We start from the raw sequence: 13,818 nt of genomic DNA on the forward strand, positions 1-13,818 counted from the left end.
CGCTTTTCTATCGTAATTCAGCTGTTTTTCTAATAACAATCTTATCAATATCATCCTCTTCATCACCAATATATAATCCACGTTCTTTTAAATATGTTTCGAAGTATAAATCGGCTTCAGCGCGTTCATCGTATGGCTTTACAGATAGAACGAAACCTAATTTATTTTGTTCTTCTAAATGAGAGGTAGAGATGTATGCTGGTACATTGTGGCGTAAAAAGAGTTCCTTAACAGGAATAATCATATCTTTCATTAATTTTGATAACATGCTCATTTCAAAATCAAAATTAAAACGATCTATACTAGATAAATCGGCGAATACTACACCGATAAAGCCTGTATTAAATACTTCTTGATATTCAATATCTTCGTCACCGTAAAAATTCTTTTCAATCAAATAATTTATAAAGTAAGCAACGCCATCATTTTGTTCAAACGGTTTTGTTGAAAGAACAAATCCGATTTTCTTTTGTTTATGTAAATATACACATGACATATGTGCTGAAATATTATGTTCTTTAAATAAAGCACTCATTGCTCCAGATAGACCATCTAATACGTGATGAACAATTTGAAGTTTTTTACGAGCGAAATAATAGGATTTCTTTTGTAACTCCAATGTATCAATAAAGACAGAGCCGATAAAGCCTGTATTTGAAATAATAGGTGTTTGCTTTTTTCTTCCTCTGCGCTTTGCTTGAGCCATTGTAAAAATCATCCCTTCATGTACAATTAAAATAAAAAAGAACGTTTGTTCGTATATTTATATTTTACTATTAAAACGCTCTAAAGTAAAGGTTTTTTGATGAAAAAAACAACAAAAAAGACACCTATAAAAGGTGTCTTAAACGCTGTAGGGAAGAGGGTTCATCCCAACTATTTATATTATGATACAGAAACAATCTCTTCTGTATCTTCTACATCTAAATGACAGTCCATAGTACGAACATCTTGATCTTCATGACTTCCGAAATAAATAGTAATTTTCATATGTATCGCTCCTTTATTCTAGGAATACCTAAAATAATTACTAGTAATGTTAATATTTATTATATACCACTTTTTTCATTCCGACAATGTTATATCATTTTTAATTCTTCTCATGCTACATCGTGTGATATACAGGGGTAAAAAAAGAGAGGGGCATAGATTATGTGAAATTTCTTATATATTATATTTAATATAGATATTATTTAATTACTATTTTTTAAAGGAGAATAATTGATGAATTATCAAAATTTACTCATAGATAATTTTATATACAAAATTATCTATGTTGCCCGTCATGTGCAAGGTATGAATGTAAAAGAAACAAAGGATTATATTGCCGTTGACTGCAGTTTACCTGCAGATACATTCAATATTATCACTTTACTAAACAACAACTTATCGGAAGGAGTCAATCAATTATATACTGCGTTAGAACACTTTAATCAAAAGAGCTTTCCAATGAGTGTTTGGTTCTGGAATGAAGAGCAAGAGCAAAACGTTAAAAGCGAATTAATAAAGCTCGGCTTAAAAGAAGCAGAAAATAATATTGCAATGGTTGCAGATTTAAAAATAATACATCCAATAATAGACGTACCAGCAGATTTTATAATTCAAAAAGCGTCTACACCAGAACAAATACAACAATTTGGTGAAACGTTAGCAGCTTTATTCGGTACATCAGCAGAAGGTACTCACGTTCAAGCATACTATAATCAAATTGCCTCTTTAGATTTATGGAATAGTGATGCCATGAAACTATACTTAGGTCTTTATAAAGGCAAGGTAGTATCTGTTGGCTCTTTAGTATGTACGGAAGATAGCGTCGGTATTTATGATATAGCGACTAAAGAAGATATGAGAGGAAAAGGATTTGGTTCTACTATGTTCAATTTCCTGCTTCAAGAAGCAAAACAACTTAAAGATACTTACTGCGTATTACAAGCTTCACCTGATGGAATAAATATTTATAAAAAATCTGGATTTCAAGCTGTAGGACAAATGACTGTTTTTGAAAATCGGCATTTAATTGATTAATTCACCCGAGTCAAATCGCTTTAAATATAGGAGTAAACATACCGTTATGAAGAAAATATCTATAATTACAATCATCTGTTTCTTTATAGTAATAAGCATTTTTGTTTTTCAACAAGAAAATGAACATAAATATACAAAAGCTATTAATCAATCAAACCATATTAAAAACATCGCGCATAGAGGGGCTTCTGCATATGCACCGGAACATACATTAGAAGCGTATCAATTAGGACAGCAATTAAAAGGTGACTATATAGAAATAGATCTCCAAATGACAAAAGACGGACATTTAGTAGCTATGCATGATGAAACATTAAACCGCACAACAAACGGTACAGGTTTTGTAAAAGATCATACGTTAGATGAAATAAAACAACTGAATGCAGGTTCTTTTTTCAATAAAAAGTATCCAAATTTAGCAAAGAAAGAATTTGAAAATGCTAAAGTTCTAACACTAGAAGAAATTATTGAAACGTTTGGACAGAATGCTAATTATTATATCGAAACAAAATCACCAGATGAATATCCGGGAATGGAAGAAAAGTTATTAGAAATTATAAATCAATATCAAATAAGTGATAAAGTTATTATTCAATCATTTAGTGAAGAAAGTCTACGAAAGATTCATAGTTTAAATGCCAATATACCATTAGTACAATTATTATCATTTAAAAAAGCAGTTCAATTAACAGATTTAGAAATTAAAAACTATAAAACATACTGCATTGGCCTAGGCATGAACTACAAATATATTGATGCAGTCTATGTAAAAAAAATAAAGAAACATGGATTAGAAGTTCATCCATTTACAGTAGATAATGAAAAAGATATGGAAAAGTTACTAAAATGGGGTGTAGACGGGATATTTACTAATTATCCGGATCGTTTGCATTCAATTTCGTCTAAAAAAATCATAAATAAAAAGAATCCAAGTATTATTGGATTCTTTTTATTTTCTCTTCCTGGTCATCCCTATAAAAATAAATTAGAAAGTAATTAAACTGTAATTAATTTTACCTTTGTTTTTTATACCTTTTTGATACACTAGATACAAGAGGAATGCCAATTAGTGTAGGTAAGAACCAAAACCATATTGGTGGAAGTAAATTTATAACAGGAATATACATCCCTATGTTTGTAACTGCACCGATATAAGAGCCTAGCATACCTCTAATATGATGCCCTAGCCAATTTTTCCATCTCTTTTTTCTTGCAAGATATCCGTAAATCGCAAATGCATAGGAGATAATTGCTACATAAAATAAATATGCGATTTTATCCCAATTTAATAAGGACAATATAATTGCAGTAATGGTTATAACAACATAGGATGCATGATATATTTCGCCCCATTCTGTATGTTTTCCTTTCTTTTTTTGAGCAAGCATCGCTACGATACCAGTGATTAAGCATATTGCTCCAAATAAAATGTGTATGATCAAAATCATGTTGAAAATGCTCATAAAAATTCCTCCTTTTTTATTTTTATAGTATTGCAGTATAGGAGAAAAGTTGAAAAATATTGTTAGTTCGGCTTAATATATTGAAATATAGGTACTCCTAGAACAAAATAAAACGATTAAATTTTTTCTCAAATTTAGTGAGACGAGTATTACGTTAAATGAAGGAGAGACTTCTATGTTTACATCTATCACATATTTACAATCTGGGAATGATAAGCAACAAAAAGTTTACGAAGTTATTAATAAACTAAACATAATGGAGGATTTAGCTTTATATAGCCCTGTACTTTGCGGGACAATCCCTATTAGAATTGATACCCTTCATTCTGACTTAGACATTGTAATGGAAGTACATAATTATGATTTTTTTGAACAGGAAATCAGATCATTGTATGGCTCATACGAAGGATTTGAAATGAAAAAGAAAAATATTAAAAATATCTTAACAATAAAGGTGAATTTTCAATTTGAAGGTTTTGAATTTGAATTATTTGCTCAACCGCAGCCAGTTCGTAACCAAAATGCATATAAACATATGATAGTGGAGCACATGCTATTAATGCAGCACCCACACATTAGAGGAGAAGTAATTGAATTAAAAGAACGAGGTGTAAAAACAGAACCGGCATTTGCGCAAGTATTAAAAATTGATGGTGATCCCTATAAAGAACTTATTTTATTAGGACAGGAAATGAGATTGTGGTAAAAAAGGTACACAAAAAATCCTCTTTATATAAAAGAGGATTTTTTATTATGCCATTAACTTACGAATCAAATTACTTAATATAATAATACCTTGAGTAATTTGTTCAGGAGAAGCATATCCATATGACAAACGTATAAACTGATCTGATTCTTCCTCATAAATACGTCCCGGGTTAAAAAGAACACCCTTTGATTGAGCCTCTGAAAATAGTTTTTTCATCGAAATGTTAGGAACAATCTTTAGCCATATAAATAATCCACCATTAGGAATATCCCACGTGGCAATATCTGCACAATACTTATTTAAAGCTTGTATCATTATTTGTCTTCGCTCTTTTAGGTGAATTCTTACGTTCGCTACATGCTCCGAATAAAAACCTTTACTTAACCATTCCGCAGCAACTCTTTGAGATAAAGAACTTGATCCATAGTCAGTTTGCATTTTTATATCTGACAATCTATCAATAACAGGCCCTGGTCCAATAATCCAACCAATTCTAAGTCCCGGGCTAAGTGTTTTAGATAGACTACCGATAAATAATACATGTCCATGTTTATCCATTGATTTCAAAGGAGGCGGAGGTAGTTCATCAATCCATAACTCACGATAAATATCATCTTCAATGATAGGCAATTGTTCTTTTTCGCAAATTTTTAGTATTTCTTTTCGTCGCTCTTCGGACATTAATACACCCGTCGGATTTTGAAAACAAGGAATCGAATATAAAATATTTTTCTTTTGACTATAATTAATTCTTCTTAACAAATCATTAGGGATAATTCCACGATGATCCATCTGTATTCCAGAAAGGTGAATATTAGCCGATTGAAATACATGAAGCGAATATAAGTAAGAAGGTTGTTCAAGTAACACAGTTGATTCTCTATGCAAGAGACCGATTGATATTAATTGTAATGCCTGTAATGCACCAGAGACTATTAATATAGAATTTGGAGATGTATTTATTCCAAATGATTTTACATAATTACTTATCGCTTCACGTAAAGGGAAATATCCTTTTTGTTCCTCGTATCCGAAATAATCTAGCTCCTCACATACGTTTCGCATAATGCATTGCATAGTTTCTAACGGGAAAAGATGAGGTGCAAGTTCTCCTTTACTAAGATGAATGAATTTTTTATTTGCTTCTGCTTCATTAATTTCTCGAACCATTAACTTACTTGGTTTATGAATACCGGCTTTCACATATTCACTCCAATCAGGCGGGGGATTCGTCGCCAATAATGACCATGTATTATTCATTACAATTGTTCCCGCTCCAATTTTCCCTTGAATTAAACCATCTGCCATAAGTTCTTCTAGTGCAGTTATTATAGTACTACGATTTACATGAAATAATTTTGCTAACTGCCGCTGACTAGGAATCTTACTTCCAATTGGCCATTCTCCGTTTTCAATTTTTTCTGTCATATAGTCTATTATTTGTCGATATTTTGGCAATTTTTTATCGGTAGACATATTAAAAAACTCCCTCATTCATTTTAAAAATGCAAAGTGGTTGGTTTTTTCGAGGAATAACTGGTTGAAGACATTGTATCAACTATTAAATATGATGAAAAGAAATAATTGGTAATTAGAAAATGGCTGGTTTATTGGAGAGGGAGAGAAAATATGCATAATAAAAAATGGGATTTTCGTATTGTATGTGCTCACGCTTTTACGATTCTTATATGGGGAACTGCTTTTCCAGGGATTCGAATGGGGCTTGAAGCTTACACGCCTGAGCACCTCACTTTGCTAAGATTATTAATCGCTTCTTTGATTCTTCTACTGTTTTCGTTTATATACAAATTACGTTTACCTGACTTAAAAGATATTCCAGTAATTTTTATATTTGGCGCTCTAGGATTTACTATTTATCATATTGCACTGAACTACGGTGAACAGAATGTGAATGCTGGACCTGCTAGTTTAATTGTATCAGTAACACCTATATTAACGGCAATTCTTGCTTCTGTTTTTATGAATGAAAAAATGAAATTAAATGGTTGGATTGGTGGTGTAATTAGTCTAGTAGGAATTGCTTTTTTATCATTAAGTCAAGGAGATTCCATTCAATTGAATAGCGGGGTATTACTTATATTATTAGCGGCATTTTCAGAAAGTCTATTTTTCGTTTTCCAACAGTCGTATTTAAAAAAGTACGGTTTCTTGCCATTTACGATATATACAATTTGGTCTGGTACTGTATGTATGCTTATTTTTTTACCAGGGATTTATCAAGAAATCGTAGCAGCTCCTATAGAAACTACTTTGAGTGTTATATATTTAGGTGTGTTCCCGACAGTACTGCCGTATATTGCATTAGCATATATTACATCCCATGCGGGTGCTTCTGAGGCAACAAGTTCTCTATATTTAACACCAGTAACTGCATGTTTTATTGCTTGGGTATGGTTAGGTGAGTTGCCAACCTTTGTTTCGATAATTGGAGGGATAATTACTATACTTGGAGTTGTGATTGCTCATTTAACATTTAAAAAAGATAATTATATGCAAATTGAGAGTGAAAAATTATAGTAATACAGTTCAGTGAGTATTTGCAATTTGCAAACTAACAATATTGAATTGATATGGTGCTTTTAATATAGATATAGCGGAAAATATCTATATTAAAATACGCTAGTCTAGCAATTGTACGAAATTAAATTATACTGTTAGATTATTACCAGAGTAAGAACTAGCATTATGCTAGTTCTTTTTTATCAATACACTACTTACCATTAATATTTGCTTAGAACTGTATAGATTTAAATTATTTCTACATATACATAATTATCTTACCTATGAAAGGAGAACGTTTCTTGAAGAAAGTTTTATTTTTCGGAGACCCAGGTATTGATGATTCTTTTGCAATTATGTATGGTTTGCTACATCCTGAAATTGAAATTGTCGGTATCGTAACTGGATATGGAAATGTTGAACATATACATGCCGCTCATAATGCCGCGTATATTTTACACTTAGCAAACAGACAAGATATTCCTGTCATTAGCGGTGCAACTAGTCCACTTACAAATGGAATTACAACGTATTATCCTGAAATTCATGGACCAGAAGGATTAGGTCCCATTCATGTACCGGAAAGCGTGTTATCTATTCCGATATACAATTTTGGTAGTATTGCAGCAATTCTCGTAAAGTATGGCAAAGATTTAACAATTGTTGATGTAGGAAGATCTACCTCATTAGCGATTGCTTTTAATTTATGGCACGACATGATGTTAAATGTAAAAGGAATTTATTTTATGGGTGGTGTCTTTTTAGAAGCAGGAAATGTTTCTCCATTAGCAGAGGCAAATGTGTACGGAGATCCTGTAGCAAGTAAAATTGTACTTCAGCAAGCGAAAAATTTAACGTTATTCCCTTTAAATGTAACAAATAAAACAGTTTTAACTCCAAATGTATTTACTTATATTTTAGCTAATACAAAAAATCCATTTAAATCGATCATGAAACCCATGTACGATTATTATTTATCAGCATACCAAAAGCTCAATCCATCTATTGAAGGGCCATTATTACATGATGTACTTGCTATAAGCGGTTTGGTGAATCCTACGTTTTTAAAATATACATCTCGAAAAGTAACTGTGGATATATGCGGCGAAACGAAGGGACAAACATTTGCTGATTTTCGCCCACATTCTAAATCTGAAGGGGCTCGTATTGCGTTACAATTAGATGAGGAAAAATTCATTCAGGATTTTATGAAAATCATGTTATAAGGCGATGTCGAAAAAGGGATTTATTTCACTCCGTTGAATATAAAAGATACATTCTCTATACAAAGGAGCTTACAATATTGAACGTCCAATTAAAAGTTGTTACGAGAGAAAATTGGGAAGAGGCATTAAACTTACAAGTTAAAGAAAATCAAACAAAATTTGTCCCGGCAGTTGCAGTATCACTTGCTAAAGTATACATAAAGCCAGATGGTGAAAACGTTGAATATATTCCTTTCGCTATATATGATCGTGATCTTATAGTTGGTTTTATTATGCACGCTTTTGTACGGGAGACAACAGACATGTATTGGATAAACGGATTTATCATTGATAAAAAGCAGCAAGGAAATGGATATGGTAAAGCAGCGTTAAAGGAAATTATTAATTTAATAAAAAATAGATTTAAAGAGTGTAAAGAAATTAGATTAACTGTACATAAGGATAATATTTCTGCAAAAAAACTATATGAACGTTACGGTTTTCAACCATTAGGAAAGATATATGATGGTGAGCAAGTATATCGTTTATTTGTATAACTTTAATAAGGTAAAGGTGTGAACTGATACATGCAATTTACTGAGGTTAAAATCGAAGTGTTTATTCCTGAAGAATACGTTGTATTATTACGAGATGAATTAAATAAAGTTGGTGCTTGTAGAACTGGACATTATGACAATTGTCTTTCTTATAGTTCAGTTAAAGGATACTGGAGACCATTGGCAGAGGCAACACCTTTTAATGGCGAAATTGATCAAATATGTGAAGGTCAAGAATGTAAAGTTGAAATAAAGTGTAAACGAGAACTTGTAAAAGATGCTCTCGAAGTTATAAATGAAATTCATCCTTATGAGACGCCTATGATTTACATTATCCCAATTTTAAATGCCTATTTTAATCAGGTATAAAGTAAATAACTAGGAGGAATATCAATTGAACAGTAAATTCCATCACATTGTACGAGCTGTTATGATTAAAGATGAAAAATTTCTAGTTGCTGAATACATAGGACATCACTATTTTTTACCTGGCGGTCATGTTGAAGTTGGTGAATCAGCAGAGAACGCACTAATAAGAGAGTTACGAGAAGAACTTGGAGTAAGTTGCAGTATAAAACAATTTTTAGGAGTCATTGAAAACCAATGGCAAGACAGAGAAACACTTCATCATGAAATTAACCACGTTTTTGAAATAGATTCACAAGAGTTACATTGTAATTTAGCACCAATATCTAAAGAATCACATCTAGCATTTCATTGGATTGGTTTTAATAATGAGAGTATTAATTCTTATAAAATAATGCCGTCGCCTTTAGTTAAAGAATTACTTGAAAGAAGATTAAGTGATGAACTACTAAATTGTTGGATTAGTAACCTTTAAGTCGCTCTATTTATAGTAAATACGTCCACCGAAAAGATATAAAGAAAATAGGCTCAAAAACAAGGTACATCACCTAATGTAAAGTCATATTTTGTTGATGTACGCATTTAGTCTATAGCCTTATTTCTACTTTATTTTAAAAAGTAAATATACTTAAAAATTTGGACGGAATTTATATTTATAAATGGAGGTTTTCGTAATGAATGAGTTTCAACAAGAACTACAATCATTAAACCTTAATGATTATCAACCTGGTAATGTAGTGTACTGGGATCAACAACAAAGTCATTATCCTTACTACTACATTCAAGATGATGCACGGCGTTGTGGCGGATGCGGCGGGCGTTGTGGTGGTTGTGGTGGACGCTGTGGTGGTTGTGGTGGACGTTGTGTAGGCTGTGTTGGTTGTGTTGGTTGTTTCGGCTGCTCTAATTGCTGGAGCTGGTGGATTATTTAAGTAACATAAATTAATAGTATATTTCATGAAAGAAAAGTGTAGATACCCGATTATATAGTATTGACGCTTTTCTTTCATACTGTCATTTTTATACGTTGTAGGGAGATGTTCATTTGTACACATTTGAGAAGTTAATTTCATGGGTAGAAAACATTAAAGAGACAAACCAAAGTTCTGCGGCAGCACTTTGTATTATAAAAAATAATAAAATTGTACTAGAGCATTATAGCGGAAATCATTCAAACACACCAAATAGTAAAAAGATAACAGCAACTTCACAGTTCAATGTTGCTTCCGCTAGAAAAAGTTATTTAGGACTAATGGTAGCATATGCGCTTTATGAGGGGAAAATAAAATCTCTAGATGACGAAGCAGTAATTTATTTTAAAGACTATGATCCTTCGTTACTCGGTAAAACAACAATAAGACATTTAGTAACCCATTCGCACGGATTAAATGAAACTGATGATGGGACAATTTATCGTGAATTTGAACCTGGACAAGCTTGGGCATATAGAGATATTAATGTAAGAATGATTACACGTCTTATTTATCAGCTTTATAATAAAAGTTTTCCTGAACTGTTAAAGGAGCGTGTATTTAAACCAGCTAACTTCAAAGAAACAGGATGGAGAAGACAGCAAGATGATAATTTAGTTAATGTTGTTGTAAATCCAAACGATGACGCGATATGTACTATTGGCACAGTAGATGATGGTACGGAAAAAAATCTTTTTGTCTCTGCTAGAGAATTTGCTTATTGGGGAAATCTTCATTTAAATCAAGGTGTCATAACTGGTAAACAAATTGTGCCAGAAGAAGTTATAAAAATTGCTACTAGTTTACAGAGTCCAGCCTATATAAATAAAGAACTGCCACAAAACGGGCTATTTTGGTTCGTTCAAAACGAACCTGCTTTGCTTAGCGAACTTGGTGAACGAGTTCCTAAAGGGTCTTATCAAATATTAGGAATTACAGGACCAACAATTTTAGTGATTCCAGAATATAATGTTGTTGTCGCAAAAATGTACAACAAAAGATATAACTACGGCGGGGATAATTATTTATATTATTTACGTGAATTTAGTAATTTAGTCGCTGATACATTTAGCAGCAATAAAAATAATACGATGAGGGCATAACTACTCCTATAAAGTAAAGGAGTGAGGTTTAATGAAGAAAGAAGTGCGTAAAAATAAGAAGCAAAATATAAAAGATGTAAATACGGAACAAAACGCGATTTATAGTGATCCGAAAGATGCAGCTAATATGCAAACTGTACCGCAACCGAAAGACTTCGAGGAAATTGAATATTAATTTTCTCTCCGACTTTTTTATGAAAGAAAAATACGTCTTAAGTCTCATCACATTTAGACAATTATTTGATAACATATGTACATAAGCATTTGAAAATGTCTTATCTTAACAAAACTTTCTTTAAATATTTCTGTATATAACCTACAAAAAGGCACTTCTTTATGAAGTGTCTTTTTGTGTATACTAACTTAATTTCCATTTTCCGTACAGTATCTTGCAATTTATCATGGATATACTAACTGTGAAAATTCATGTCATGATAAAAGAAGAGGACAGTTAGTATGAAACAAACATCTATAAATCCGTTGCTAATTGTTCTAGGTACAATCATTGTTCAAATTGGCCTAGGAACAATTTATACATGGAGTTTATTTAATCAGCCCCTTGTAAGTAAGTTTGGATGGAACCTTAATTCAGTCGCAATCACTTTCTCTATTACGAGTTTTTCTTTATCATTTTCAACACTATTTGCAGCAAAGCTACAACAAAAATTAGGACTTCGTAAACTCATTGCTACTGCAGGTATTGTTCTAGGACTCGGTTTAATACTCAGTTCACAAGTTTCATCATTACCATTACTTTATTTATTAGCTGGTGTTGTTGTTGGTTATGCAGATGGAACTGCGTATATTACATCACTATCTAATTTAATTAAATGGTTTCCGAATCGTAAAGGACTCATTTCTGGTATATCTGTTTCAGCATACGGAATGGGTAGCTTAATCTTTAGATATATAAACGGGAATCTTATTAATAGTCTTGGTGTATCACAAGCATTTTTATATTGGGGTATTATCGTCTTACTTTTAGTATTGATCGGATCGTTCTTCTTACGTGAAGCAAACGTAAGTAACACCGTAACTGAAACATTACACAATGACTATACTCCGCGTGAAATGATGCGAACTAAACAAGTATATCTCTTATTTTTTATGCTGTTCACATCATGTATGGGTGGTTTGTATTTAATCGGAATGGTAAAAGACATTGGAGTACAGCTCGTTGGTCTTAGTGCAGCAACCGCAGCTAATGCCGTCGCAATGATTGCCATCTTTAATACAGTGGGGAGAATTATTCTTGGAACGTTATCGGATAAAATAGGCAGATTAAAAATCGTCTCTGCAACATTTATTATCATTGGATTGTCCGTTTTTACTTTAAGTTTTATTCCATTGAATTACGGTATTTATTTTGCCTGTGTAGCAAGTGTTGCTTTTTGTTTTGGTGGTAACATCACTATATTCCCAGCCATCGTCGGGGATTTCTTCGGATTAAAAAATCATAGTACTAATTATGGGATTGTTTACCAAGGGTTCGGATTTGGTGCCCTCGCAGGATCATTTATCGGCGCACTACTCGGCGGATTTCAGCCAACTTTCATTACAATCGGTGTTTTAAGTATTATATCTTTCGTTATTTCTATTTTAATCCGCCCACCAAATACAGAAAAGAAGAAGGAAATAAAACAGTTAAATCGGAAAATAGCTTAATGCTAAAAAAGAGTCCTTATACTAGGGCTTTTTTTCATTACAAAATAATGTATAAACAATGGATGTCATTCAAAAAATCTAATTTTGTCTCTTTACTTACTACATAACCTAATATTAAAGAAGACAGGACAATTCGATTATTAAATTGAATAAATAACATAAAGGAGCGTGATACTTAAAATGAAAATAGTAAAGCAATGGGTACAAGAAGATAGTGATTACATAAGAGAAAAAGTAATTGAATATAACCAAAAACAACTTTCAAATGAAGAAAAAACACCTTCAGAAAAGGTTAGTTTTATAGTAAAAAATGAAAAAGAAGAAATAGTAGGAGGGATAACGGCAATCACATTTTGGCACCATGTACATGTTGACTTCCTATGGGTTTCTGAAGAATATAGACACGAAGGTTACGGGAGCAAATTAATGAATCTTATTGAAGAAGTTGCAATTGAAAAAGAATGTCGGCTGATAAACTTAGATACTTTTAGTTTCCAAGCCCCCAATTTTTATAAAAAGCATGGCTATACAGTGATTGGAATGAGTGAAGATCACCCTAAAGGGCATAATCATTACTATTTAGAAAAAAGGTTATAAATGAAGCATTTAAGAGTGTATTTTGATGAATCATTTTCACAATATGCTCTTTTTTTCTGTGTTTATGAACGGGATATCGTTTCGTATTCGTTATTTACTCATATTACTTTTTATGAATCAAAACAAATTAATGGTAGAATGTAATAAAGACAGAAAATTCTTATTGTTGAAGGGGACTACATATGAAAAAAGTAAATGTAACATACGCACTTTTATATGATGAAACTCATGAAAAACTTTTAATGGTTAAAAACAAAGGGAAAAATGGTTCTTATTACACATTACCAGGTGGCGCAGTTAAATCCGGGGAAACGTTAGAAGAGGCTGCTATTCGTGAAGTGAAAGAAGAAACAGGATTAGACATATCCATAAAAGGGATTTGTTTCATTAGCGAAGCCCTTTTTGAGGAGAGAGGACATCATGCAATCTTCTTTAATTTTTTAGGGGAAATAATCGGAGGAGAAATATGTATATCGCGGCCAAAAGAAATTGAAGAGATTATCTGGATGGAATTACATACAGCAGAACCTTATTTACGTATACCAGAACAATTAAAAGGAATTTTGCAAGGGATAGAAACAGTACCTTATATTTTTAATGGAACTATAATTCATCAATCTTCATAAAGATATTATTT

General features: G+C 32.1%; 16 protein-coding genes and 1 pseudogene. 14 read left to right on the plus strand and 3 right to left on the minus strand.

Features of this window, described 5'->3' with window-relative positions; translation table 11 throughout:
- Positions 1-7: 7 nt before the first annotated feature.
- The gene (locus tag BAU28_RS18300) at positions 8-706 is read right to left on the minus strand and encodes a hypothetical protein (protein WP_071719452.1); all 699 of its coding nucleotides are present in this window, start codon (positions 704-706) and stop codon (positions 8-10) included.
- A gap of 518 nt (positions 707-1,224) precedes the next feature.
- On the opposite strand from BAU28_RS18300, the gene BAU28_RS18305 reads away from it, so the two are divergent.
- Both BAU28_RS18305 and BAU28_RS18310 read left to right on the plus strand, forming a co-directional pair.
- On the plus strand, positions 1,225-2,025 hold the full coding sequence (locus tag BAU28_RS18305; protein ID WP_071719453.1) for a GNAT family N-acetyltransferase: 801 nt from the start codon (positions 1,225-1,227) through the stop codon (positions 2,023-2,025).
- Between the two features lie 46 nt (positions 2,026-2,071).
- Positions 2,072-2,935, plus strand: a pseudogene (locus BAU28_RS18310) (glycerophosphodiester phosphodiesterase); the annotation flags it as partial.
- 103 nt (positions 2,936-3,038) lie between these two features.
- Here the strand turns inward: BAU28_RS18310 and BAU28_RS18315 are convergent.
- Positions 3,039-3,488, minus strand: coding sequence for a DUF2306 domain-containing protein (locus BAU28_RS18315; RefSeq protein ID WP_071719454.1), 450 nt, complete (start codon positions 3,486-3,488; stop codon positions 3,039-3,041).
- Positions 3,489-3,663: 175 nt separating this feature from the next.
- Here BAU28_RS18315 and BAU28_RS18320 point away from each other — a divergent pair, with 175 nt between their 5' ends.
- Entirely contained in the window at positions 3,664-4,194 is a 531-nt protein-coding gene (locus BAU28_RS18320; protein WP_002172152.1) for a DUF4269 domain-containing protein, read from the plus strand.
- A gap of 45 nt (positions 4,195-4,239) precedes the next feature.
- On the opposite strand, the gene pdxR is transcribed toward BAU28_RS18320, so the two are convergent.
- A complete protein-coding gene (gene pdxR, locus BAU28_RS18325; RefSeq protein WP_071719455.1) occupies positions 4,240-5,673 on the minus strand; it encodes a MocR-like pyridoxine biosynthesis transcription factor PdxR in 1,434 nt (477 codons plus the stop codon).
- Positions 5,674-5,826: 153 nt separating this feature from the next.
- Here pdxR and BAU28_RS18330 point away from each other — a divergent pair, with 153 nt between their 5' ends.
- The 11 genes from BAU28_RS18330 (at position 5,827) to BAU28_RS18380 (ending at position 13,807) form a co-directional block, all read left to right on the plus strand.
- Positions 5,827-6,735 carry a DMT family transporter gene (locus BAU28_RS18330; protein ID WP_071719456.1) on the plus strand — a complete coding sequence of 303 codons (909 nt, stop codon included), beginning with the start codon at positions 5,827-5,829 and terminating at the stop codon, positions 6,733-6,735.
- A 284-nt stretch (positions 6,736-7,019) separates the two neighbouring features.
- Complete coding sequence (locus BAU28_RS18335; protein WP_071719457.1) at positions 7,020-7,943, plus strand: nucleoside hydrolase; 924 nt, start codon at positions 7,020-7,022, stop codon at positions 7,941-7,943.
- Between the two features lie 77 nt (positions 7,944-8,020).
- A complete protein-coding gene (locus tag BAU28_RS18340) occupies positions 8,021-8,479 on the plus strand; it encodes a GNAT family N-acetyltransferase (protein ID WP_071719458.1) in 459 nt (152 codons plus the stop codon).
- A gap of 30 nt (positions 8,480-8,509) precedes the next feature.
- Positions 8,510-8,848: a divalent cation tolerance protein CutA gene (gene cutA / locus BAU28_RS18345; RefSeq protein ID WP_071719459.1), complete on the plus strand. Its 339-nt coding sequence runs from the start codon at positions 8,510-8,512 to the stop codon at positions 8,846-8,848.
- Between the two features lie 25 nt (positions 8,849-8,873).
- A complete protein-coding gene (locus BAU28_RS18350) occupies positions 8,874-9,320 on the plus strand; it encodes an NUDIX domain-containing protein (RefSeq protein WP_071719460.1) in 447 nt (148 codons plus the stop codon).
- Positions 9,321-9,519: 199 nt separating this feature from the next.
- Positions 9,520-9,777 (plus strand): heterocycloanthracin/sonorensin family bacteriocin, encoded by a 258-nt coding sequence (locus BAU28_RS18355; protein WP_071719461.1) that lies wholly within the window; start codon positions 9,520-9,522, stop codon positions 9,775-9,777.
- A gap of 113 nt (positions 9,778-9,890) precedes the next feature.
- Positions 9,891-10,919, plus strand: a complete 1,029-nt coding sequence (locus BAU28_RS18360) for a serine hydrolase domain-containing protein (RefSeq protein WP_071719462.1) — start codon at positions 9,891-9,893, stop codon at positions 10,917-10,919.
- Positions 10,920-10,950: 31 nt separating this feature from the next.
- The gene (locus tag BAU28_RS30460; protein ID WP_025149072.1) at positions 10,951-11,094 is read left to right on the plus strand and encodes a hypothetical protein; all 144 of its coding nucleotides are present in this window, start codon (positions 10,951-10,953) and stop codon (positions 11,092-11,094) included.
- 281 nt (positions 11,095-11,375) lie between these two features.
- Positions 11,376-12,584, plus strand: coding sequence for an L-lactate MFS transporter (locus tag BAU28_RS18370; RefSeq protein ID WP_071719463.1), 1,209 nt, complete (start codon positions 11,376-11,378; stop codon positions 12,582-12,584).
- Between the two features lie 180 nt (positions 12,585-12,764).
- Entirely contained in the window at positions 12,765-13,181 is a 417-nt protein-coding gene (locus BAU28_RS18375; RefSeq protein WP_071719464.1) for a GNAT family N-acetyltransferase, read from the plus strand.
- Between the two features lie 182 nt (positions 13,182-13,363).
- Positions 13,364-13,807, plus strand: coding sequence for an NUDIX hydrolase (locus BAU28_RS18380; protein ID WP_071719465.1), 444 nt, complete (start codon positions 13,364-13,366; stop codon positions 13,805-13,807).
- Positions 13,808-13,818: the final 11 nt, after the last annotated feature.

This window comes from Bacillus paramycoides, assembly GCF_001884235.1.
Taxonomy (GTDB): Bacteria; Bacillota; Bacilli; order Bacillales; family Bacillaceae_G; genus Bacillus_A; species Bacillus_A paramycoides.

Bases quoted from the DNA above. Each gene is read 5' to 3' on its own strand.
- BAU28_RS18300 (WP_071719452.1), bottom strand. From the start codon at position 706: ATGGCTCAAGCAAAGCGCAGAGGAAGAAAAAAGCAAACACCTATTATT.
- BAU28_RS18305 (WP_071719453.1), top strand. From the start codon at position 1,225: ATGAATTATCAAAATTTACTCATAGATAATTTTATATACAAAATTATC.
- BAU28_RS18315 (WP_071719454.1), bottom strand. From the start codon at position 3,488: ATGAGCATTTTCAACATGATTTTGATCATACACATTTTATTTGGAGCA.
- BAU28_RS18320 (WP_002172152.1), top strand. From the start codon at position 3,664: ATGTTTACATCTATCACATATTTACAATCTGGGAATGATAAGCAACAA.
- pdxR (WP_071719455.1), bottom strand. From the start codon at position 5,673: ATGTCTACCGATAAAAAATTGCCAAAATATCGACAAATAATAGACTAT.
- BAU28_RS18330 (WP_071719456.1), top strand. From the start codon at position 5,827: ATGCATAATAAAAAATGGGATTTTCGTATTGTATGTGCTCACGCTTTT.
- cutA (WP_071719459.1), top strand. From the start codon at position 8,510: ATGCAATTTACTGAGGTTAAAATCGAAGTGTTTATTCCTGAAGAATAC.
- BAU28_RS18355 (WP_071719461.1), top strand. From the start codon at position 9,520: ATGAATGAGTTTCAACAAGAACTACAATCATTAAACCTTAATGATTAT.
- BAU28_RS30460 (WP_025149072.1), top strand. From the start codon at position 10,951: ATGAAGAAAGAAGTGCGTAAAAATAAGAAGCAAAATATAAAAGATGTA.
- BAU28_RS18370 (WP_071719463.1), top strand. From the start codon at position 11,376: ATGAAACAAACATCTATAAATCCGTTGCTAATTGTTCTAGGTACAATC.
- BAU28_RS18375 (WP_071719464.1), top strand. From the start codon at position 12,765: ATGAAAATAGTAAAGCAATGGGTACAAGAAGATAGTGATTACATAAGA.
- BAU28_RS18380 (WP_071719465.1), top strand. From the start codon at position 13,364: ATGAAAAAAGTAAATGTAACATACGCACTTTTATATGATGAAACTCAT.